Raw genomic sequence first — 21,748 nt, 5'->3', positions numbered from 1 at the left:
GGTAATTTTTTGGGCGTAAATTTAGAAATCAATAAAAACGGACAACCCATGGCAAAGTTGATTTTGATGTGTTACTAGCAACATCCAAAACTTGACCATCAACCCATGCGTTTATTCGATAAGGACGACCGCCCAAATTATGCAATTTGAACAGATAACGGCGATTTCGTTCAAAGGTATATCCTCTTTGGAAATACCAATCCGACAAAGGCACAACAGAATCATCCAAAGACAAGAACCCAGTCAATTCGGCCCCATCTTCCGCAGAAATACCCAAATGCAGGCTTGCAGGAGTCCAGTCATTCGGGAATCCGACAACTTCAAACCACAAATCGCCTTCGGGAACTATACGAATCGTATTGTTGACTAGCAATTGCAACGGATTCGTAGAAGAGCAACCTTCATCGCCAGGACAATGCGGTTCGAACTTATTTACAGTATTTTCCTGTAAATTTCCCACAAAACGCATATTGTCAATCCAAAGAGAATCGGAACTATTTAACACAATTTGAAAGTGAATATCGGAATGTTCTTCTTTTAACAAAAGCTTTATTTCATCTGGAACTACAAAAGAATAAGTTTTCCATCGGTCTAAAAAGGCTTCTAATGTTAATTCGTTACCAAGTTGAATTCTTCTGTTTGACGAAGGTACGTTCAACCATACAGCAATATTGCCAATCCACCATGGATTTGAAGTATTGCTAGGAACAAAAACGTCTATATAGATGCTATCTCCAATTAAACTTATTTCTTCCGTAGATACATTACGACTTTCTATAAGTTTCCATCCAGAAGAAGATACCAGACTTCTTTGTCCTTCACTACTTTTATCCAAAGATAATGTAGCACATTCATTACCTATATTCCAATCAGTATTTTTTTCAAAACGCCCCACAGAGATATTATCAATTCCAGTTTCAAAAAGAAGTAGTGAGTAATAAACTTCACCACCTCCAGTTATTTTCAAAGTATTTCCTGCTCTCGCATAATCGCTTCCCAAAAAAATACTTTTTTTTCCATTTTCTGAATTGTTTAAGTATTCAACAAAAATTGGGGTTAAATCGTCTTTTGGGGAAAAGACTTCAATTTTGTTTACAGCCCCCTCATTCTGCACATTCAAAAGAATAGCATAACTATCGGTCGTTTTTGTCCCTGCAAAAACATATGTATTGGTCAGACTTTCTGACAAATAACTTTTTTGGAGTTTATTCGGAAAAAGAGATAAAATCCGATTAGCAATATTATCTTCACAACACCCATCAACAACAAATTGACCATTCCGAACAAGAGAAAAATTTGTAGAATCAAATTTAGAATCAAAAGGAGCTTCTGCAGGAAGACTTGTTCCTATTCGCGTAGTTCTTGCCCCTAGCCCCAAATTACTCGCAACAACTTCCCATTCATATGTTCCATTTCCTTTTAATTCAGGAAAAAAAGCTGTATAGACACCATCTTCAGCACTAGCATCACCATTTACACCTTCATCATTTAACGGAGGCGGATTTTCGTCGCTAACGCGACTTAGGTTTGTAGTTTAACTTGCGTATAAATATACTCTAAAGGGGTCATAAAGTCAAGCCTTTTTCGAGGCCTGTTGTTCAGTTTATCCTGTATCCAGCGAACTTTCCGGGGAGAGATTCCCTTGAACGACTCCTTCTTGGGAAGATATTGGCGTATTAGACCGTTCATGTTCTCGTTGGCACCGCGCTCCCAGGAGTGGTACGGGTTCGCAAAGTAGTAATCCGCCTTCATAGCTTTCGCTATTTCTGCGTGACAGGCGAACTCCTTCCCGTTGTCCGAAGTGATTGTGAGAATCTTGACTTCGAACGTTTTCTCAAAGTCCTTCAGCGCCCTCACAAGCGTTCTCTTCAGGTCTTTCGCGTTCTTCGTCGGAAGATACCTTATCAGGCTGTAATTCGTCATCCTGTCGTTGATCGTGAGCAGGTTCGCGTCATGGTCCGCGCTGTTTATCAGGTCTATCTCGATGTCGCCTACGCGTGATTTCTCGTCCACGATTGCCGGACGTTCCTCGATGGGCACGCGGCCTACAATCTGGCCTCTCTTGTCCTTCTTCTCCCCGCGCTTACGGTATGGTTTCTTGCCGTGCCGCAAGTGCTTCTTCAGGTCCTCGTCCTTGTTCACATGCCTGTATATCGTGGCGACGCTAGGGACACCCATCCCATCGAGTTTCGCGCGTCCGTTCACCTGTTCGGGAGAGTAGTCTTCCTTGATTTTCCCGTCCACGATTTTCCAGTCGTCCTCGTCGTAGTCGTAATGCAGGTGACTTGTCGCGGCAAGGAGGTCTGCCCGTTCCTGCGACTTGACCGGGTCGTAATGCTGGCGGCCGCCGCCCCTGTTTAGTTCCCTGTAGATTGTGGATTTGTGGACCTTCAGCTGCAAGGCTATGTTTTTCGGGGGGATCTTTGCCGCATTGAGCGCTCGTATTTCGTATCTTTGTGCTTGGTTGAGACTCACCGCCATGTCCTTTTTTGGTAGAATCGGCAAGGTAGAAAAGTTTCGGCCAGGTTCCCCAGGGGCTAGCCCTAGGGAACTTTTTTTCTTCCCGATTCAACCTATATCAGTCGCATTGACGGTGAAAATTCGCGTTCTAATGTGTCCTAAAAAATTCGCACCATTAGTCATCTCATAAATGCCATCAGCCCATTTCATTATGATATTCTCATATGTGGCCTTTGAGTTTACATCAGAAAGATTTCCATCGCTAGGTATTCTTTCCAAACATATGGTCAAGTCAATAATTTCCTCAATAGGATTTCCTTTATCATCTTTTCCAACAGAACGGACTTGACTAAAAGGAGAAATTCCTGCCACAGCAGCATTAATGAAGCAAAAACAAATTATAAGTAGTAAATTCTTCATCCATCTCAGAACATTGCTTTAAATGTGTTTATTTCTTTATACTCTTTCCCCAGAGCATCCCTATTTCGCAAAAAAGAGTGAACCTTTTCTTGGGGCTTTATTCTTCTATTCAGACTCATAATTTCACCTTTTCGATAAAGTTCAATTTTACCATAAATTTGACTAACCGAATTACCCCATGTTCGGCAGTCCATATTTATCCCCGCAATATAATCATTCAAAACAATACTATCGTTTTTTTGTACATCCAACTCAATGGGGACATAGACAGCACTTGAATCAAAAAAAGAAGGGACTTGTTCATTATAAACAGATGTTGCTTCTACACTTTTTAAAGAAATTTTTCGAACTTTGGAACCCGGATAACAGTCTGAACAATTAAAAAAATACGGATATATCGCTATTGAACTTGAAAATTCTATTCGGACAGTGTCAAAAGAAACCTCTTGAACAATTCCCTTTAAATTAAGTTCATGCATTCGCCCCACTCCTCCAACACTTCTTTCTCCAACCAGCATTCCAGGAATGTTGTCGATATTGGGACACAACGGAGCCTCAAACGAAGAGCTAGATAAACTAGCCCCAGAATATATTTGAGCCAGAGCAAGGGAACTAAACAACAAAAAAAATGAGCAAATTCTTTTCATATTAAAAATATAACAAACAATCCTGCATAGAAAAACCTCGATTTTTTATAGATTGGGTAGATAAATACTTTACAAAACAAGCAAAGTTTACTATATTTGCATCATGGAAAAAGATGATGCAAGAAAGAATGTCCAGAGCCTTCTCGAAAAACGGAAGACAATCGTAAAAATGAAGAAGGCGGGATTCAAGAAAAGCAAGATCGCAGAGACCTGCGGCGTGAGCCGCCCCATGGTGGATGCAGTTCTATCGCTTTACGAGAAAGGCGGGATGAATGCGCTCAAGCCGAAGACAAGGGGCCGCAAGGAAAGGGAAAAAAGGCTCCTTTCCGCCAATCAAGAATCCGAGATACAGAAACTAATCCGGGACAAGCGTCCCGAACAGCTCAAGTTCAAGTTCGCCCTCTGGACCCGCGAAGCGGTTGCGGAGCTTGTCCGCAGCGAATTTGGAGTGAAGCTGGCCAAGAGAACGGTCGGCGACTACCTCAAAAGATGGAACTTCACCCCGCAAAAACCGATTGTCCGCGCGTACGAGCAAAACCCCGAAGCGGTGAAGAAGTGGCTCGAAGAGGAATACCCGAAAATAAAGGCCGATGCGGTATGCGAGAATGCGGAAATCCACTGGGCGGACGAGACCGCCATCGTGAACACGGATGTCCGTGGCCGCAGCTACGCCCCCTGCGGGCAGACCCCGGTCGTGAAGGCTCCCGGATGCAGGGAGCGCTTTTCCATGATATCGGCGGTGAACAATCGCGGGAAGTGCCACTGGATGATGATTGACGGGGCGTTCGACGCGACGAAGCTCATCGACTTCATGACGGCTCTGGTGAAGGATGTGTATGCAGACGGGAAAGGGAAGAAAGTGTTTCTCGTGATGGACAACCTGAGGGTTCACCACAGCAAGCCGGTAAAGGAATGGCTTGAAGCGAACACGGACAAGATAAGCGTATTCTACCTGCCCAGCTACAGTTCCGAGCTGAATCCTGACGAACGTCTTAATGCCGACCTGAAACACGAAATATCTTCCAACGCACCGGCTCGGACTCGCGAAAAGCTACGCTCCCATGCGGAATCCCACATGAAAATGGTGAGCAACAGCCCTGAACGAGTAATCAAGTATTTTGGCGACAAGCATGTCTCTTATGCAGCATGACTATGTAAAAAATATATCCGCCGGAGCAATAAATCATACACTCAAATGAGGGCGTTTTCGCCCACATTTTCTCTGAAATCCAACCATCTATTTTTCAAGGCTCTTTCTTCGCGTTGTTCATACCAACAATCCGGGCGATTGCCCTGGGCATCATCCCTTCTTTGTGAAGGTCCAGGGCTCTTTGCCATTCTTCTGTGTGTATTATGGTCATGATAACCTCAAAAGTTGCGTCCAACTTTTGGGGTTCACTTCACGTCCAGGCTGGTATCCTTTTTGGGAATCCCGCAAAGTACATGGAACAACTGGATTTCGCGGAGGAAGGCGGAAACGCGGCATAACCACGATACGCCAAAGTCCAACTGGATGACCCCGGAAGAGACTCGCGCCATCGTCGACTTCTGCAAACAGTACAAGGACCATCTGCATGGATACCGCTACCTGGCCTGGCTTATGGTAGACAGGGATATCGCATACGCCCGTCCATCGACGGTTTACAACATACTGAAGAGGAACAACCTTTTTGGCAAATGGGCTGTTCCTGCGGAAGCGAGGAAAAAGGGGTTCGACCAGCCTGCACGTCCGAATGAATAGTGGCATACGGATTATTCCTACGTCAGAGTTTGCGGAGTGTTCTTCTACTTCGCCTGCGTCCTGGACGGGTTCAGCCGCAAGGTTCTCGTCTGGGACCTTTTCTCCACGATGGAAGGCTTGAACGTTGAAATTCTCGTGACCAGGGCGAAGGAACTCCATCCCGATGCGCATGCCCGCATAATCCACGATAACGGGAAGCAGTTCTCCTCGAAGGATTTTCTTGATCTGGTTTCGAAACTTGAACTCAGGGAGACCTCTACATCTCCCTTCCATCCGCAAAGCAACGGGAAAGTGGAACGTTTTCACAAGACCCTCAAGGCGGAGGAAGTCCGTCGTGACGCTTACCAGGACTATTCCGATGCAAAGAGGAAAATGTCGGACTGGATCAATTACTACAACTCGGAACGGCTACATTCCGCAATCGGATTCCTGACTCCTGACGAGGTTTTCGCAGGAAAGATGGAGGAACGACTTGCAGAACGAAGAACAAAATTGTATAATGCGACAAGAGAACGTGAGGACTATTGGGCTAACCAACCGACCTGACGGAATCCCTTATTAGCTTTGTTAAAATTTTCCAAGTTCAACTTGGGCGGGATAATAGAGAATAAGACTTTCAAACAGGGAAGCTACCTTGTTCTTAGAAAGGAAACAGAGATACTTTCTTGGAAACTATTCAAATAGGACGGAAAAATGAGAAAGAACAAGTCACGTTTTTTACTTATGACTGTTGCGGCAATTTACTTTGCTGCTTGCACAGATGATAGCAACAGTTGGAGCGCGAAGGATGTTTGCCCCGAAGATGGTGTGAATGCCTACGGCATGACGAATCGCGGAACGTTCGTAGATGAACGTGATGGACAAGAATATAGATAGTCGTCCCTTAAAAAGGTCACTTTGCGAACGCAAGATAAGGACGTTCGCATTTTTTGTTCATTCCGTTCCACAGAAGGCAAAAACAGTATAGCCATTCCAACAGGACAAAAAAGCGCCTCATGGCCCTCTTGAAGTTGAACGCCGCTGCTGCAAGCTTTGCATTGAGCATGTCGCCAAAGATTCCCTTGTAGAAGTTGCGACCCATGCGGTGGTCGCTCTTCAAGTGACCATTGATTGGTTCGATGCCAGCCCTCTTGCAAAAAAGCTTGTGAGCCTTTTTCTTCTGGTAGTAAGTCGCGTTTTTCTTCGGAACGTCCGGTATCACGATCTTTGTCGTTCCGGATTCCTTTTGTCCGCGGTAGCCTCGGTCGCATGCGGCCCGGCTCGGCCTGAATCCAAGCATTTGTTCAACATGGTCAAGCGTATCGTCTATCGTATGTCCGTCATACTCGTCCCGGAACGAGACCGCGCCGACAATGATACCGTTGTAGCTCCGGGCGATTGACACCTTGTTGCCGAACTCGTATTTCTTGTGTTCCTTGCCCTTGCCGATGCATTTTACTTCGGGTTCGTGAAGCGAATAGACCTTGTCCTTGTCGCATTTCTTCTGTGCCAGAACTTTTTTGAAAAGCTCGATTTTTCCTTTGTACGTGTTCAACAAGTTCTTGCTGGCGAGATTTCGCTCTAATTCACGGACGAGCCGTCCCGCGATTGTCTTCAGCCTGCGATCCGCCTTGTGAGCCTTTTTGGCGTTTTTCGGGTGATTGCGGAAACGCTGGTCACGATGAATCTTCTTCAAGGTTCTCTTGTAGGACTGTCTCTGCGGAAGGCCGCGTTCTTCCACAATTTTCTGCACCTGATCTATTATCTTGTTCGCAAGTTTGGCGTCTGTAGGGAACGTGATGTTCTTTTCCTGCACGGTCGTGTCAAGAAAGACCGTGCCGCATCCTGTCGGTCCTTGTTTATCGTGGTCATCGTTGACGAGGATACTTTCCTTGAGGATCATGTCCAAGCCTTCCTCGCCGATCTTATGCCGGAAGTGGACAAGTTCGCTCGGGTCGCAGGGTTGCTCCGTCGAGAAGAACCGTTCTCCGCAAAAGTACTGGTAATAGGCGTTTTCCTGGAACTGCTCCACGACGGACTCGTCCGATACGTTGCGGATGTGCTTCAGGATGATGAGCCCGGTCATGAGACGGATCGGCTTGTTCGGCGCACCCATTTTGTCGTCAAACAGTTTCGAAAACTCGGTCTCGAACTTGTTCCAGTCAATCTTGTTCGCAAGAACGTAAAGGGGATGCTTGTGGTTCAACTGCTCCTCAAGGGAACAGAAAAGGCTTGTCTGTGCGTGGGATTTCGGAGGTCTATACATGGGAAAAATTGCAAGGTTTTTAATCCCATTTTAGAAATCCTTGCAATAATTTCACAGGGTAGAAATCAATTTTTCCCAACAGTTATGCGGGCTGGGCGGGATTTTAAGGGATGACTAGATACACGACCATTGGTGATCAGGTGTGGATGGCTCAGAACTTGAACTATGCTGCAGAATATAGTGTTTGCTATGACAACAATGAACTAAATTGTGACCTTTGGGGCCGTCTTTATTCGTTGTTAGAAAACGGAGAGAATGAAGCACCAATGAATTATGCAATGGTTGATTCTATTTGTCCGACTGGATGGCATGTGCCGAGCGAACAAGAATGGACAAAAATGATTACTTCTATTGGACAATATGGGGACAAAGAGACTGTCAAAATACTAAAAAGTACAGAATTTTGGAATCACGAAAATAGTGGTGGAAATGGAACTGACGAATGCGGTTTTGGGGCTTTACCTGGGGGTAGCTTTTTCACGCCATCAAAAAGCGAGTATATGTATCAGAATGCCATGTTTTGGACATCTACAATGCGATCTTCAAGGAAGGCCTATTCTATTTTTTTAGGATTAGACGTTTCCAAAGGTATTTCTCCGTATAGAAATTCAATCCGCTGTATAAAGGACTAAAAAGGAGCAGAGATACTTTCTTGGAAACTATTCAAATAGGACGGAAAAATGAAAAAGAACAAGTCACGTTTTTTACTTATGACTGTCGCGGTAATTTACTTTGCTGCTTGCTCAGATGATAGCAATAGTTGGAGCGCGAAGGATGTTTGTCCCGAAGATGGCGTGAATGCCTACGGCATGGCGAATCGCGGAACGTTCATAGATGAACGTGATGGACAAGAATATAGATACACGACCATAGGTGATCAGGTGTGGATGGCTCAGAACTTGAACTATGTTGCAGAATATAGTGCTTGCTATGACAACAATGAATTAAATTGTGACCTTTGGGGCCGTCTTTATTCGTTGTTGGAAGATGGCCGGACATCCGGTCCGATGAATTATGCAATGGTTGATTCTATTTGCCCGACTGGATGGCATGTTCCGAGTGAACAAGAATGGACTAGAATGATTGCCACTATAGGGAAATATAATGACAAAGAAACTGCCAAAAGATTAAAAAGTACGGAACTTTGGACTCACGAATATAGTGGCGGTAACGGAATTGATGAATGTGGTTTTCGGACTTTGCCTGGGGGTGTACAGCAACCCAGTGGAAGTGTACATATGTACCAAAACGCCCTATTTTTGACATCAACAATGCGAACATCTGGATTGGCGTATGCGATATTTATTGGAATGGATGTTGACGAGGTTTCCTCAACGTATAAAAATTCTGTTCGCTGTATTAAGAATTAAAAAATTGAGTTGAAAATGTATAAAACAGCCATATTTACACTTATTCTTGCAATTTCGTCGTTTACGCTTACCCTTGATCAAGTAAGAAACGACCTAAAAAAAGTTCCTTTGCGAAGGATTCCATTGAAATGGACATACGTACGACCATAAATGCAATAGGGGCCTCTCAAAGCATCTCTATCTACATTGTACAATATTGAATTTATGAAGCGTTTTTTTCTTACATTACTCTTTATATCTTCAGTTTGTTTTGCCCAAGATGCGGCAAGTTCCAGTTCTGCGCGCAAAAGTTCTTCATCGGCGGCAGATTCGCAAATTCGCTGTCCTGAAATTGAATACCACGGGATGCAAACGACCAAGTATATTCCCAACAAGCCTTATATCATAAATTGGGATCGAAACACCATAGATTTAGATGGCATTGTTGATTCTGTTGGTCTAGATACTTTTTTTGTAGATGGAAAAATTCCGATTCTTCTTGCAGATTCCTCTAAAATTGCCGCAAAAATTGTAAAGCTTAAACAGGTGAGCATTAGTTCTACTGATAACGCCATGAAAAACGTTTTTGATTCTAACTATGTATACATTCCTCTGACTTTTAGTACAAATAAAGGCGACACAATCTCAGTACATAATTATTCTGCATCTGTTTTTTTAGATTGTTCATCACAATACACTGTTCCATATGTTTTTTTTATGGGAAATTTTTCCAATAATCCGACATCGGACGTCACTTCAATTAAACGTTTTAATTATAATCGCAAAAATATTTCGATGAAAAAGCACAATAGAGACGCATCAGGAAAATTTCTAAACAGGAAAACATCCAAAACAATTCGATACTAAAAACGTGTTTTGCCCGGGTCGAGTTGTGGCGTTATCGGTTTGCGTTGCTTGCCATCCCTAACGCAAAATGAAAAGATTTGCCTGTTGCGGGCAAATCTTAAAATGCTGAATTTATTTTTTGCTTTTTACACAAGAGCCGGAGCCAAGTATTTTGCCAGCGCATAGCCGCCGCCAACGAGCCAAACGCACAAAATGGCTGCCAGCAAAAATGGCTTGGGACCTGCTTGCTTGAATTTGTCCATGCTGGTTTCTGTGCCGAGAGCCGTCATTGCCATTGAAAGCAGAAAGGTGTCCAAAACTTCGATTCCATGAATAAGGTTTTGGGGCAGTAAATTCAAGGAGTTGAACATCACGACCAGCAAAAATCCAAAGGCGAACCAGGGAACGGCAATTTTTTTCTTTCCGCTTTTGCTTTCGGAGTCTCCTAATTTTCCTACGACAAAAAATGCCAAAACCAGCAGCACAGGAACCAGATACATCACTCGAATCATTTTGACGATAATGGCGACAGTTGCTGTGTCCGTAGCGTTTCCTGCGCCTACTGCATGAGCGACTTCGTGAATGGTCGATCCGATGTAGAGACCGGTTTGTTCGGGAGAAAGGGCGATTATTCCATTGCGATACAAAATCGGATACAGGAACATTAAAAGAGTTCCGAACAGCACGACGGTGGAAACGGCGACGGCTGTTTTATAAGGTTTTGCTTTGAGGGCGGCTTCTGCGCCAAGGACGGCTGCTGCTCCGCAAATCGCACTTCCGACAGACGTGAGCATAGCGGTTTCTTTGTCCATTTTCAAAAGGCGGGAACCCAAAAAATAACCGCCGACAAGAGTTACGGTTACGATGATGGCGTCGATAATCAGCGCGGGCGCGCCCACTTCGGCAATTTGGGAAAATGTCAGGCGGAATCCGTATAAAATAATGCCCAATCGCAAAATTTTTTTGGAGCAGAATGCGACTCCCGGAGACCATGTTCCCGGCATTCCTTTTCGGAGGGTGTTGGCGTAGATGATTCCAAACAAGAGGCCGACAATCAGCGGGCTGAGCGACAATGCTTTGACGGCGGAAAAATCGGCGACAGAGAAGGCAACGCTGGTAATAAGCGTGATGAGCAAAATCCCATGAAGAAAATCTGTTTTCTTTTCTGTCAGCATAAAGACTCCTTTGAAGGAATTGTTGAAAAGAAGTGCGCCAAATATAAAAAATCTTCTTTTTAAAGTGTAGAGGAATTTGGAAGGATGAAGTCGGAGTTCATTTTGAAAATTTTTAAATTCAATCCAAACAGAACGAGAAGAATATGACGTCGGAAGAATTGCGGAACAGGCTGTTTGCCAATCAGGATTTCGGATATAAGAAATTTCATCAGGCTTTGATTCCGGGAGTTTCCGAAGAAAAAATCATCGGTGTGCGGGTTCCTTGTTTGCGAAAATTGGCGAAGGAATTCGCTTCGGGAAATCGGGAGGGAGTTTGCTTGTTTATGGGAAATCTCCCTCATGATTATTTTGAAGAAAATCAGATTCACTTCATGATGATTCAGCAGATTTCCGATTTTGATGAATGCCTTGCCGCTCTGGAAAATTTTTTGCCTTATGTGGATAATTGGGCGGTCTGTGATGGGAAAAATCCCAAGGTACTGCTGAAAAATGAAACATTGTTCTTGCGTAAGATTCGGGAATGGTTGGCGACGGCTCACCCTTATCAAGTCCGTTTTGGAATCAACATGCTGATGAATTTGTTTTTGGAGGAGCGTTTTGATTCAAAATATCTGGAGTGGGTGGCTGCGGTTAATGGAGAAAAATTTGCAGTTCAGAAAAACGGATTGCTGCCGCAGAAAGTGAGAAATGCGTTGCCTGCGGGCGTGTGTCCGGCAGCTCCCGAATATTATGTGAAAATGGGCGTGGCCTGGTATTTTGCGACGGCCCTTTCCAAACAATGGGATGCTGCAATTCCGTTTTTAACGGAGCGCAGACTGGACGCTTGGACCCACAATAAGACGATTCAAAAAGCGCGGGAAAGTTTTCGCATTACGGGCGAACGGAAAGAATTTCTGCAAACCCTGCGAATCTCGCCATTGGTGTAAAACCAGAGGCGTTGCAGGGGAGGATTCCCCCACATCGGCGAGAAGTGTTATTCTTTGTTCGGATTTATTTTGATTTAAGATAAATTTCCATTGCGTCTGCGGTGCACGACGCTTCAAAGCAACCAAAGTGCATCAATACGATTGCATTGCCTTTGGTCTTGCACGGACCTCCCGAACAGACGAAATGTTCTGAACCGGATTTATTCAGGGGAACGACATAAATACATTCGCTCTCCCCAAGCATCGTTAAATACCCATTTTCAGGTTGCTCTTCTCCCCGATTTTCCCAAAGATATTTTTCCCCGTCGTAACATCTCCGTTTTTTGGAATGGACGCCGCATGTATCTTTCCCTATTCCTCCTGTGATGACAATGCATTCCGGCGGATTTTCACAGTGTTCGCCTTCTTCTGATTTTTTGCAATGCTTATCTTTTTTTGTCGAGCATACGCCCGGGCCGCCATAGCGACACAATCCTTTACACCCAGCTTTTCCTCGACTTCGATTTCGGATGGTTGCATTATTTGATTTTCGTCTTCACAATCTGCTTCCGGAGGGCAAGCATTTTTTATCGCCGCCTGATATTTTTCAATTCCTTCAATGTAATTGCCGATGAATAAGCGGCAAAGAACATTAAAATCAAAATGACTGTGAATGGGATTCTTTTCATTTTTTATTCCTGTTTTTAAGGCAACGAAGATTTGCGTTTTCTAGCATTTCTTTAAAATCCAAAAGTTTGAAATTTCGCCATTGGCCGTTTATTGAAAATCCATAGCCTTTAATGTTATAAGTACATTGATGGCGACCATTTTTAAAGACATCGTGACATGGAGAAACTTCGGCATCCGCAGTCCAATAAGAAATGTTGTCTCCAGTTTGCTGTGTGCAATGCGGGGGGCGGATTTGCTTATGTGGGAGCCATGCACGACAGTTTTCCCCATGCGTTGACTCTTTCAAAAAAAGGATGGAATGCCTTTGCTTTAATATATCGTCCTGGAGCGCAGACCGCTTGCGAAGATTTGGCGCGTGCACTCACATTCATCTTTGAACATGCAAAAGAATTGGGCGTTTCAACGATTGATTATTCGCTGTGGGGCGGAAGTGCCGGCGGACGGATGGCGGCTTACCTCGGCACTTATGGTGCGGCGGCGTTCGGCGGAGAAAATATCCCAAAGCCGGCGGCGGTCATTATGCAGTATACGGGGCATTCTGAATATTCGAAAATGGATCCGCCTACATACGCTTGTGTTGGAGAGATGGATGGGATTGTAAATTGGAAAATCATGCAATCTCGATTAGAAGGGATGAGCCGTCTTGGTATTGCGACGGAGTTTCACCATTATCCCGGTCTTCCTCACGGATTCGGGCTTGGGCGCGGAACAGTTGCAGAAGGCTGGATTGACGAAGCGATAGCGTTTTGGGAAAAGCAAATGAAATAGATGGAATTTGTCAGCAAGCTCTAATGAAAAAAATGCAATAGTATAGGAACCAATATCGTTGTAAAAACGCCGGTAACGCCGATGGCTAGTGAACTCATGGCTCCTTGGACTTCTCCCATTTCAATGGCTTTGGCAGTTCCAATCGCATGAGCAGCAGTTCCTATGGCGATTCCTTGCGCCACGGGATTTTTGATTTTCAAAATTCGACATACGACAGGAGCTACAACCCCTCCGGTAATTCCGGTGATTACAATGGATGCGATGGTGATTGCAGGAACGGCACCGATTTGTTTAGAAAGTTCGATGCCCATAGGAATGGTGATGGATTTTGGCAGCAGAGAAAGTCGCAATAAGTGTTCTAAGCAAAAAAGTTTTGCACATAAAACGACGATGATAAAAGAGGTCAGCGAACCCGCGATAATGCCGATTAAAATAGGGAGTAAATTTTTCTTGAGATTGTTGATCTGTTTATAAAGAGGTATAGCGAGTACGGCTGTCGCCGGAGCTAAAAAAATAGAGATGTAATCGCCTCCAATGTTATATGTTTCTAGGCTGATTCCTGAAATCAAAAGAAACCCGATGATTAAAATGCTGGCGATGAGCATAGGATTGCAAATGGCTAATTTAAATCGGCGGCTGAAATAGACGCCGGTTTCATAAGCAATCATAGTGAGAACGGCTCCAAAGAAAGGCGTTTCTAAAACTTCATTCATGGTGTTTTCTCTTTTCTGAAAAAGTGACAAGTATATCGGTGACTTTTCCGGATACGGCAAGTGTGATAATTGTAGCGAGAATGCACAAAAAAACGAGAATCAATATCTGGCCTTTTAAAATGTCGTACACGGCTAGAATGCCAACGGCGGGTGGCAAAAAGAAAAAGGGAAGTCGCTTCAAAAAGAAATCCGAAATTTCTGCGATTTGCTCCACTTTGACTATTTTTGTACAAAGTAACAAAAAGAGGATGAGCATCGCTAGAATGTTGCCGGGGAGAGGGACGCCGCAGACTCGATGTAGAAAATCGCCGATAAAGCACACGGCAAAAATTAACGCTAACTGAAGTAAAAGTCGCATGGTGAGCGCAAAATTAGAAATTATAATGAAATAGGGATTTCCAAAAGAAAATGATACGGCATTTTGCAAATGCTTTTCACAATGAAATTTCAATTTTTTAATTTTGCAAACATGAATATATTTGAAAAACTCGGTCAAGTTTTACCTTCTGTAGAGAGCCCGGCTCGTTATATGGGTGGAGAAGCAAATAGTGTTGTAAAGGATCCGTCTTCGCTTTTGGCGAGAATGGCTTTTGTTTTCCCGGACTTGTATGAAATAGGTCTTTCTAATAATGGCTTGCGCGTTTTGTATCATGTAGTCAATCGAGAACCCGATTTGTTGATGGAAGTGGCTTTCGCCCCTTGGGATGATATGGCGGAGCAGATGCGCAAACAGGGTATTCCTTTATACACCCATGCAACGTGGACTCCTGTACGTGATTTTGATATGGTTGGGATTACGTTGCAGACGGAATTGAATTTTACAAATGTACCTTATGTGTTGGAATTGGCGGGCATTCCTGCGTTTGCTAAAGATAGGAACGAAGAAGATCCTATTGTCATTGGCGGCGGCCCGGCAATGGCTAATCCGGAACCCGTTGCCGATTTTTTTGATGCTTTCAATATCGGGGATGGAGAAGAACTGTTGCCTCATGTTTTGCGAACAGTCGGGGAATGCGAAAAAAAAGGAATGTCTCGCGTGGAAATTCTGGAAGAGATTTCCAAAATAGACGGCGTGTATGTTCCGGCTTTTCGTCCAGTGGTTTCTGGTGAATTTGGAATGCTTGTTCCTGCAGAGCCGGCGACAGGTTCGTATGAACACACAAAAGGCGTTCGTCGGATTTTCATTCCCGAATTGAAAAAGGAAGATTATCCCGTTCGGAATTTGATTGCGAATATGCGGTTGATTCACAATCGATTCAGCGTCGAAGTGATGCGGGGTTGTACTCAGGGCTGTCGCTTTTGCCAAGCGGGAATTTGGTATAGGCCTTGTCGGGAATTACCGCCTGATGACGTGATGGATCTGGCAAAGGAAGGCTTGAAGGCAACGGGAGAAAATGAACTCGGTCTGCTCAGCCTTTCGACGGCGGATTATAAACCTATCGAAGCTTTGACGGATTCCATTATTGATGACGCTTTTTTTGATAATGTGGACGTCTCGCTTCCCAGTATCCGAGTGAGCAGTTTTGGACAAACTTTAGCAGAAAAAGTGGCCGCGCTGAAGGGAGGACGTAGCGGAACTTTTGCTCCAGAAACCGGTTCGGAACGATTGCGCAAAATGATAAATAAAACAATTTCTGATGAGGATATGTATAACGCCGCCGAACACGCATTTTCTTCGGGGTTCAATAAAATTAAGTTGTACACAATGGTAGGGTTCCCAACGGAAAATGATGAAGATATGGAAGCGTTTTGCCAGTTGATTGAAAATCTGGTTAAAATAGGACGAAAATATCTGAAAGGGGCGCAGATTTCTGTCAGTATGGGAATTTTGATTCCTAAAGCGTTTACGGCGCTTCAATGGGCGGGGTTTATGGACAAGGATTTGGCGTTGTCGCATATCCAGTTTGTTCGCCGCCGTTTTTACAAAAATCCGAATGTAAAAGTGACTTGGGCGGATTGGGATACTTCTCGATTGGAAGCCTTTTACAGCCGCGGCGATCGCACTTTGGGGAAAATGATTTACGAAGCATACAAGCGGGGAATGATTTTTGAAAGCGATAATCGTCGAATTCATCCCAAAGATTGGGAAAAAATCTGGAATGATTTTGGCTATGATGAAAAATGGATTTATGAAACTCGTCAAAAAGAGAGCGTGTTTCCTTGGGATTTTATGCACGTTGGCGTCACCAAATCCTACCTTTGGAATGAATATCAGAAAGGCTTCAATCCAGAGGTCTTTCAGAATGCGAAACCCGTTCCGAATTGTAAATGGGGAGAATGCCAGCATTGCGGCATTCCAGGCAATGGAAAAGAGGTTCGTCTTGCTGAGAATCCCGAAAAATACAAGGCGCCAAGCCGGACACCGGAAGAAATCCGAAAACTGGTTGCGGAAAGACGCCCTGTTTATAACGAACGATATACGTATAAATTAACATTCCAAAAAACAGGATTAAGCCGATTTTTACCTCACCAAAACATGTTGAGTGCTTTTGTTCGCTCGTTTGGAATAGCCGGGATTCCTTTGCGTTATAGCGAAGGTTTCAGCCCTAAACCACGTCTGGTCAATATGGGCGCTCTTCCGCTAGGATTGGAAACCGTTTGTGAAATTTTAGGTGTAGAAACTCTTGTCCCCTTAAATCTTTCGAGCGAAAAGGACAAGTTGATAGAAAAGCTTAACGCTCCGTTCCCAAGAGGAATGAAAATTTTAAATATAGAACCTCTTTCGTATAAATTATCTTCGCGTTTTCCGAGTTCAATTGCGTATTCGTATATGCCAGAACATATTCCCGAAGGTTTATTGGAAAAATTTAAAGAAAAACAATTGCCGGTTGTGCGGAATCATCGGGGGCAAGAAATCAATTTGAATGAACATATTTTGGATCTCAAAACGGATTGTGGAAAAATATGGATTCGGGTTCGTTGTAATGATCAAGGTGGAACGGCAAGTCCGTATCCGTTGTTCGGAGGATTGATGGGGGTTGTAAATGCGGATTCTGCCGCCTCTTTGGACGACCTTTCTCGACGTTTTTTGATTCGAAAAGAATCTATGTATTGGAATAACAATTAAAAAGGATTTACAATGAAAATATCCAAATCGATTCATTATGTCGGCGTGAATGATCATCAAATTGATTTATTTGAAGGTCTTTTTAATGTTCCCAACGGAATGTCTTACAATTCCTATGTGATATTCGATGAAAAAATTGCTGTGATGGACAGTGTCGGAGAAAATTTTGGAGAGGAATGGTTGGACAATATTGAATCCGCCGTTGGGAATCGAACTCCGGATTATTTAATTGTACAGCACATGGAAATGGACCATTCGGCGAATATTCAAAAGTTTATTTCTAAATATCCGAATGCAAAAATCGTAGCGTCAAAGATGGCTTTTGGAATGCTGAACTCTTTATTTGGCGACTCTCTTGGAAAAATTTCAGAAAAGCAAATCGTCGTTTCCGATGGAGAATCTTTGGAATTGGGCGAACATATCCTGCATTTTGTTTCAGCGCCTAATGTGCATTGGCCCGAAGTGATTTTTACTTACGAGAGCTCTGAAAAGATTTTATTTAGCGCGGATGCTTTCGGCAAATTCGGTGCTTTGGATTATGAAGATCCTGAAGGCTGGGCTTGTGAAGCGCGCCGTTACTATTTTGGAATTGTTGGTAAATTCGGAACCAGTGTGCAGGCCGTTTTGAAAAAATTGGAAGGCTTGCAAATTGAAAAAATTTGCTCGTTGCATGGCCCCGTTTTAGATTCAGATATTGAAAGTTATTTGCAAAAATACCAGATTTGGTCGAGCTATGCTGTAGAATCAGAAGGTGTTTTTATCGCTTATACTTCGGTTTATGGCAATACGAAAAAAGCCGTAGAAAAGTTGGCGGAGATATTGAAGGAGAAGGGTTGTGCCAAAGTTGTTGTGGCGGATCTTGCTCGTGAAGATATATATGAATGCGTCGAGGATGCGTTTCGTTATGGCAAATTGGTTTTGGCGACGACGACGTACAATGCGGGAGTGTTTCCGACGATGCGAGAATTTATAGAGCATCTGGTCGCTAGAAATTATCAAAAACGAAAAATCGCTTTTGTGGAAAATGGAACTTGGGCACCGACTGCGAATAAAGCGATGGAAAGGCTTTTTGAAAATTCGCAGGAGATTACATTTGTTAAAAGTAAAGTGAGCATTAAAGTCGCTATGACTGCGGCAAATGTCGAACAGATGCATGCTCTTGCGGATGAATTGTTGGCTTGATTTGCTTTTTATAAGGGCAAATGGGATCAATACATCCAAGTGTTGTCGAAATCAAAGCCAATTGAAAATTCGATTTTTGTCGGGCGAATGGATTTGGGGAGGAATGATATGCCGATGGGCGTCATTTTTCGCCCGCCTTCTCCAAATTCGTTTTCGCCAATGCGATCCAATCCTCGGACAAGATTCAGGGAGATGTTGAGTGGCAGAGAATTGAATAGTCGATTTGCCATGCGGAATTCCAATCCGACGCTTCGATCCCAAAAATCCCGTTTTTTGAATTTAGAAAAGGCAAAACCGTGCGCATTCCATGCGGCTCCCACTTGGGCGTACAAATTCACAAACAAGTCCCGCGTTGAAAAAATCCAAAATGAATTTCGGAAGTCTTCAAAAATCGGAAAGAGATAATGGAGTTCTGCTTTAGCGGTTTTGAGTCCGCTGCGGTTGTAATCTTCGGTGCTTATCAAGTAGGGATAGCCTTCCAACAAAAGCGGTGTGTAATAATAGCTGTCTAAAGTGTCTTTGGCGTCTTTTGCGCTCCAAGCTCCGAGTCCGGCAACAGTTGCTCCAAAGGCAAATCGAGAACCTTGGAAAAGCGGCGAAGCGATGCTGCCGTGCATATTGAAATAGAAAGAATGGAGTGTGTAATTGCGATAAATCGGTTCGATTTTTCCTGAAGGGCTTATGGTAAAACTTTCTGAAAAGGAGCCTGGCCGATAAAGATCGGAATTGGCGAATTGATACACCGCAGAAATACCATTTCCAATGCCTGCGGTATTGGTGCTTGTTGTGTTGTCGTCGCCTCCGTCTAATGAAACGCCAATCGATGCGGCGATGCGTTTTTGATAAGTCCATTCCAAATTGTCTTCGTATAAGTTGAAATTCGCCCAATCGTATCCGACAGAAGCGAACAAGCTGTCTCCTGCTTTAAAAACGCTGTATTTAGCCGAAGCCTCAAATGCGTTTAGAGGAACGGAATAATAAGAAGTGCCAATGGAATCTTCGTAGCTGCGGGGGTCTTCATAGCGCACGGTATCTTTAGATCGATAATTCATATTGGTATAGGAAAGTCCCAGAGTAATCGGTGTGGAATGATTTTCCAGTTCAATGCTGAACTCTCTTTCCATTTTGGGATTGATTCCGTCGCCGTTGATATAATCGAAACCATTCCCCACTTCTAAAAGAAGCCCGGCAGAAAGAATGTTTTTCTTTAGCGGATCTGAAAGGCTCATGGCGATTCCGATTTTCGCTGCGGCTTGACCATCGCCTTTAACGGTGAAATCCGGAGAACGTTCTTGGATGATGAAGAGCGGCGCTAGTAGTAAAACAGTAGGAATGGGTTTGTAATTCTTCTCGGAGCCGGCGTATTCAATGTCGGCAAATTCCAAATGAACATTGTTTTTGGAAGGAAGTTCTCCGGCGAGTACAAGGGGAGGATTTTTCATTTTTTGGATGATAGAATCCCGTTTTGTAATGATGGTATCTATTTTGCAAGGAAGCGGTTTTAAGGTAGAATCGGAAAGGGCGAAATTCAAACTGTCTTTAGAAACATTTAGAGAATCCGGCGTCGGCTGAAAATCGATGCCTTTGGAAGAATCCGCCTCGGTTAAGGAATCGGGAATAAGCGATGTCGTAGGAATTACCGTATCGGGGCACGATGTATAGGTGGTGTCGTAAAGGACGATGATGGAATCTTGGGTGGCATCATAGTCGGTAAGAGGAATGGAATACAGGGAAAAACCGTCTTGATCATAATTGATATAGTAAACGATGCTGGAATCGACGGACGGACTAAATGCTCCGCCTAAAACATTTGTGATGGCGTGTTCTGTTCCGCCAGAAATTTTCTTTGTGTAGAGATTGAAAATTCCGGTTTGGTTGCTGGAATAGATGAGGGTTTCATTATCTATCCAATTCGGATCTCGTAAATCGACTCCGGGAATTTTTAAGTCGATTCGGTTGGAACCGTCGGCGTGAATAATCGCAATGCCTCGTTCTGCATCGTCAAAATAGCTGAAGGCGATTTTTTTCCCGTCGGGGCTGAATTTGGGCGTGTAGATGTTGTAGTAAAGAAAATTTTCGTCGGGGATAAAAATGTCTTGAATTTCTTCATTTTTTTGAACTCCAGAATCGGGGATGGCGGCTTTACTCAAGACGAATCGCGTTGAATGGGGTTCCCTTCTTGCGAAGACGATTTCTTTGCCGTCGGGCGAAATATCTGGATATACGGCATCGGCGAGAGTGGTCACGAGTTGATTATTTCCGTTGGTGTCGGCGATGGCTATGTCAAAATGGGCGTGCCCGTGGCGATCGCGTTTTTTGAAAGTCGTATAAGCAAGAACGGGGCCTCGTCCTTCGATTTGTCGGACGGAGATTCCTTTGTCAAACCAAGGCTTTTCAGGATGAAATCCATTGTCTGAAAATTGGGAAATGTCTAAAATGGAATCTTGCAAGGTAATGGAAATGCCGCTTGCGGAATCTGTTGCCGTTATGGAATCTTGGGCGTGAACGGGAATTTTAAAAACGTCTCCGTCAAACCAGGCCCCTCCAAAATTGGAAATGCCGTAAATATGTCCGCCCGATACGACAGGAAAGTCGTGGTAAAAAGCATCTTGAGTCCATTTTTTCCCGGAAATTAAAACTCCCAATTCTTCTTTTTGTTTGGTATAATGGCGGGTTATATCTTCTTTCCAATTTTTATAGAGGGAATCTTCGTCAATGCCTATCACTTTTTGGAGCGCAGCGGAAAGAGTTGCGCGGTAGGGTCTAGAAAGTTCAAACCAAATGTCGGGAACAGCTTTGGGACCGTATTTGGCATCGATGTAGCGAACCAGCGAAAATCCTTGAGTGTAGGGACCGAGTTCCGCTTTCAGGGAATTGTCTGCAAAATCATGCATGTAATTCAAATCGAGCAAGCTGTCGTTCAAAACAGCCGTGCGAAGAATCATGTCCCGGTGGGAATCCCAGCTGTCAAAACCCATGCGCGCCGATTCAAATTGCGCAGTTCCTTCGGCAAACCAAAGAGGCTGTAATGTAAATGGAATGGTCAAAGATGCGTTTTCGGTACGGCGTTCATTGTAATAGTCGATATAAGAAAATTGCAGTCCGTAAAGAAAATGGGGAAGTTTGCTTCCGCTTTCGATGCTGACGAGATGCGAAAATTCATGAGTGATTACGTCCGTGACCCATGGGTGCGTGCTCCGCAATTTAAAATCCCAGTTAGACAAAAAAAGATTGACGGCGTTTTCGTTGGGAACTGCGGAACCATTCGCATACAAGGCGTTTTGAATGGAAACGTGAATGCGAAGCGGCATATCGATATGATAACGGGAAACGACGGAATCGTAAACGGCTTCTGCCGCCGAAGCGACGCGTCCTGCGTGAGTGCTGTATTCCGCTGGATAAATATAATGGAAGTGTTCAGACGTTGCAGTTTTCCATCGGATTTCGCTCTGATTGCCAGAAAAGGAAAGTTCGGCGGATGCGGCGAAACTGCAAAAGAGAAGAGAGGCGAAGATTGTCCGTATGATTTTCACAATAGAT

The 21,748-nt window shown here is 44.0% G+C and carries 18 protein-coding genes and 3 pseudogenes; 11 read left to right on the top strand and 10 right to left on the bottom strand.

Features of this window, described 5'->3' with window-relative positions; translation table 11 throughout:
- Positions 1-28 precede the first annotated feature (28 nt).
- From BGX14_RS06080 to BGX14_RS06065, 5 genes and pseudogenes are all read right to left on the bottom strand, one after another.
- Positions 29-1,378 carry a hypothetical protein gene (locus BGX14_RS06080; protein ID WP_143394166.1) on the bottom strand — a complete coding sequence of 450 codons (1,350 nt, stop codon included), beginning with the start codon at positions 1,376-1,378 and terminating at the stop codon, positions 29-31.
- Between the two features lie 18 nt (positions 1,379-1,396).
- Positions 1,397-1,483: pseudogene (locus BGX14_RS16475) on the bottom strand (choice-of-anchor X domain-containing protein); the annotation flags it as partial.
- A gap of 38 nt (positions 1,484-1,521) precedes the next feature.
- Positions 1,522-2,481, bottom strand: a complete 960-nt coding sequence (locus BGX14_RS06075; RefSeq protein ID WP_095878741.1) for an IS30 family transposase — start codon at positions 2,479-2,481, stop codon at positions 1,522-1,524.
- 87 nt (positions 2,482-2,568) lie between these two features.
- A complete protein-coding gene (locus BGX14_RS06070) occupies positions 2,569-2,880 on the bottom strand; it encodes a hypothetical protein (RefSeq protein WP_095879378.1) in 312 nt (103 codons plus the stop codon).
- A gap of 5 nt (positions 2,881-2,885) precedes the next feature.
- Complete coding sequence (locus BGX14_RS06065) at positions 2,886-3,527, bottom strand: hypothetical protein (RefSeq protein ID WP_095879377.1); 642 nt, start codon at positions 3,525-3,527, stop codon at positions 2,886-2,888.
- Positions 3,528-3,630: 103 nt separating this feature from the next.
- Here BGX14_RS06065 and BGX14_RS06060 point away from each other — a divergent pair, with 103 nt between their 5' ends.
- The 4 genes and pseudogenes from BGX14_RS06060 to BGX14_RS15505 all read left to right on the top strand — a co-directional run bounded on the left by BGX14_RS06060 (position 3,631) and on the right by BGX14_RS15505 (position 6,144).
- Positions 3,631-4,677 carry an IS630 family transposase gene (locus BGX14_RS06060; RefSeq protein ID WP_095879376.1) on the top strand — a complete coding sequence of 349 codons (1,047 nt, stop codon included), beginning with the start codon at positions 3,631-3,633 and terminating at the stop codon, positions 4,675-4,677.
- Between the two features lie 273 nt (positions 4,678-4,950).
- Positions 4,951-5,268: a hypothetical protein gene (locus tag BGX14_RS06055; RefSeq protein WP_095879375.1), complete on the top strand. Its 318-nt coding sequence runs from the start codon at positions 4,951-4,953 to the stop codon at positions 5,266-5,268.
- A 12-nt stretch (positions 5,269-5,280) separates the two neighbouring features.
- Positions 5,281-5,814 (top strand): annotated as a pseudogene (locus tag BGX14_RS06050) (transposase); the annotation flags it as partial.
- Between the two features lie 177 nt (positions 5,815-5,991).
- Positions 5,992-6,144 (top strand): hypothetical protein, encoded by a 153-nt coding sequence (locus BGX14_RS15505; RefSeq protein WP_158223243.1) that lies wholly within the window; start codon positions 5,992-5,994, stop codon positions 6,142-6,144.
- Positions 6,145-6,160: 16 nt separating this feature from the next.
- Here BGX14_RS15505 and BGX14_RS06045 read toward each other — a convergent pair whose 3' ends face one another.
- Positions 6,161-7,513, bottom strand: coding sequence for an IS5 family transposase (locus BGX14_RS06045; RefSeq protein ID WP_198951163.1), 1,353 nt, complete (start codon positions 7,511-7,513; stop codon positions 6,161-6,163).
- A 110-nt stretch (positions 7,514-7,623) separates the two neighbouring features.
- On the opposite strand from BGX14_RS06045, the gene BGX14_RS06040 reads away from it, so the two are divergent.
- The 3 genes from BGX14_RS06040 to BGX14_RS06030 all read left to right on the top strand — a co-directional run bounded on the left by BGX14_RS06040 (position 7,624) and on the right by BGX14_RS06030 (position 9,729).
- On the top strand, positions 7,624-8,145 hold the full coding sequence (locus tag BGX14_RS06040; RefSeq protein WP_095879373.1) for an FISUMP domain-containing protein: 522 nt from the start codon (positions 7,624-7,626) through the stop codon (positions 8,143-8,145).
- Between the two features lie 48 nt (positions 8,146-8,193).
- The gene (locus BGX14_RS06035; protein ID WP_095879372.1) at positions 8,194-8,883 is read left to right on the top strand and encodes an FISUMP domain-containing protein; all 690 of its coding nucleotides are present in this window, start codon (positions 8,194-8,196) and stop codon (positions 8,881-8,883) included.
- 204 nt (positions 8,884-9,087) lie between these two features.
- Positions 9,088-9,729, top strand: a complete 642-nt coding sequence (locus BGX14_RS06030) for a hypothetical protein (RefSeq protein WP_095879371.1) — start codon at positions 9,088-9,090, stop codon at positions 9,727-9,729.
- A 125-nt stretch (positions 9,730-9,854) separates the two neighbouring features.
- Here BGX14_RS06030 and BGX14_RS06025 read toward each other — a convergent pair whose 3' ends face one another.
- Positions 9,855-10,883, bottom strand: a complete 1,029-nt coding sequence (locus tag BGX14_RS06025; protein WP_073305429.1) for a YeiH family protein — start codon at positions 10,881-10,883, stop codon at positions 9,855-9,857.
- 143 nt (positions 10,884-11,026) lie between these two features.
- On the opposite strand from BGX14_RS06025, the gene BGX14_RS06020 reads away from it, so the two are divergent.
- Together BGX14_RS06020 and BGX14_RS06010 are read left to right on the top strand one after the other, a co-directional pair.
- Entirely contained in the window at positions 11,027-11,809 is a 783-nt protein-coding gene (locus BGX14_RS06020; RefSeq protein ID WP_095879370.1) for a DNA alkylation repair protein, read from the top strand.
- Positions 11,810-12,679: 870 nt separating this feature from the next.
- A pseudogene (locus BGX14_RS06010) lies at positions 12,680-13,246 on the top strand (alpha/beta hydrolase); the annotation flags it as partial.
- Between the two features lie 20 nt (positions 13,247-13,266).
- Here the strand turns inward: BGX14_RS06010 and BGX14_RS06005 are convergent.
- Both BGX14_RS06005 and BGX14_RS06000 read right to left on the bottom strand, forming a co-directional pair.
- The gene (locus BGX14_RS06005) at positions 13,267-13,959 is read right to left on the bottom strand and encodes an LrgB family protein (RefSeq protein ID WP_073305421.1); all 693 of its coding nucleotides are present in this window, start codon (positions 13,957-13,959) and stop codon (positions 13,267-13,269) included.
- Positions 13,952-14,317 (bottom strand): CidA/LrgA family protein, encoded by a 366-nt coding sequence (locus tag BGX14_RS06000; protein ID WP_073305442.1) that lies wholly within the window; start codon positions 14,315-14,317, stop codon positions 13,952-13,954. The genes BGX14_RS06005 and BGX14_RS06000 overlap by 8 nt, the downstream gene beginning before the upstream one ends.
- 111 nt (positions 14,318-14,428) lie before the next feature.
- On the opposite strand from BGX14_RS06000, the gene BGX14_RS05995 reads away from it, so the two are divergent.
- Positions 14,429-17,026, top strand: coding sequence for a TIGR03960 family B12-binding radical SAM protein (locus BGX14_RS05995; RefSeq protein ID WP_095879787.1), 2,598 nt, complete (start codon positions 14,429-14,431; stop codon positions 17,024-17,026).
- 12 nt (positions 17,027-17,038) lie between these two features.
- A complete protein-coding gene (locus BGX14_RS05990) occupies positions 17,039-18,208 on the top strand; it encodes an FprA family A-type flavoprotein (protein WP_095879368.1) in 1,170 nt (389 codons plus the stop codon).
- A gap of 26 nt (positions 18,209-18,234) precedes the next feature.
- Here the strand turns inward: BGX14_RS05990 and BGX14_RS05985 are convergent, their stop codons facing one another.
- Positions 18,235-21,741, bottom strand: coding sequence for a PD40 domain-containing protein (locus tag BGX14_RS05985; RefSeq protein WP_095879367.1), 3,507 nt, complete (start codon positions 21,739-21,741; stop codon positions 18,235-18,237).
- Positions 21,742-21,748: the final 7 nt, after the last annotated feature.

The sequence above is a fragment of the Fibrobacter sp. UWS1 genome (assembly GCF_002300445.1).
In the GTDB taxonomy this organism is placed as follows: domain Bacteria; phylum Fibrobacterota; class Fibrobacteria; order Fibrobacterales; family Fibrobacteraceae; genus Hallerella; species Hallerella intestinalis.
This window is presented reverse-complemented; position numbering and strand designations above follow the sequence as displayed.

Excerpts from the sequence above, each read along its gene's own strand:
- BGX14_RS06075 (WP_095878741.1), bottom strand. The coding sequence starts at position 2,481 with ATGGCGGTGAGTCTCAACCAAGCACAAAGATACGAAATACGAGCGCTC.
- BGX14_RS06070 (WP_095879378.1), bottom strand. The coding sequence starts at position 2,880 with ATGAAGAATTTACTACTTATAATTTGTTTTTGCTTCATTAATGCTGCT.
- BGX14_RS06065 (WP_095879377.1), bottom strand. The coding sequence starts at position 3,527 with ATGAAAAGAATTTGCTCATTTTTTTTGTTGTTTAGTTCCCTTGCTCTG.
- BGX14_RS06060 (WP_095879376.1), top strand. The coding sequence starts at position 3,631 with ATGGAAAAAGATGATGCAAGAAAGAATGTCCAGAGCCTTCTCGAAAAA.
- BGX14_RS15505 (WP_158223243.1), top strand. The coding sequence starts at position 5,992 with ATGACTGTTGCGGCAATTTACTTTGCTGCTTGCACAGATGATAGCAAC.
- BGX14_RS06045 (WP_198951163.1), bottom strand. The coding sequence starts at position 7,513 with ATGTATAGACCTCCGAAATCCCACGCACAGACAAGCCTTTTCTGTTCC.
- BGX14_RS06040 (WP_095879373.1), top strand. The coding sequence starts at position 7,624 with ATGACTAGATACACGACCATTGGTGATCAGGTGTGGATGGCTCAGAAC.
- BGX14_RS06035 (WP_095879372.1), top strand. The coding sequence starts at position 8,194 with ATGAAAAAGAACAAGTCACGTTTTTTACTTATGACTGTCGCGGTAATT.
- BGX14_RS06030 (WP_095879371.1), top strand. The coding sequence starts at position 9,088 with ATGAAGCGTTTTTTTCTTACATTACTCTTTATATCTTCAGTTTGTTTT.
- BGX14_RS06025 (WP_073305429.1), bottom strand. The coding sequence starts at position 10,883 with ATGCTGACAGAAAAGAAAACAGATTTTCTTCATGGGATTTTGCTCATC.
- BGX14_RS06020 (WP_095879370.1), top strand. The coding sequence starts at position 11,027 with ATGACGTCGGAAGAATTGCGGAACAGGCTGTTTGCCAATCAGGATTTC.
- BGX14_RS06005 (WP_073305421.1), bottom strand. The coding sequence starts at position 13,959 with ATGAATGAAGTTTTAGAAACGCCTTTCTTTGGAGCCGTTCTCACTATG.
- BGX14_RS06000 (WP_073305442.1), bottom strand. The coding sequence starts at position 14,317 with ATGCGACTTTTACTTCAGTTAGCGTTAATTTTTGCCGTGTGCTTTATC.
- BGX14_RS05995 (WP_095879787.1), top strand. The coding sequence starts at position 14,429 with ATGAATATATTTGAAAAACTCGGTCAAGTTTTACCTTCTGTAGAGAGC.
- BGX14_RS05990 (WP_095879368.1), top strand. The coding sequence starts at position 17,039 with ATGAAAATATCCAAATCGATTCATTATGTCGGCGTGAATGATCATCAA.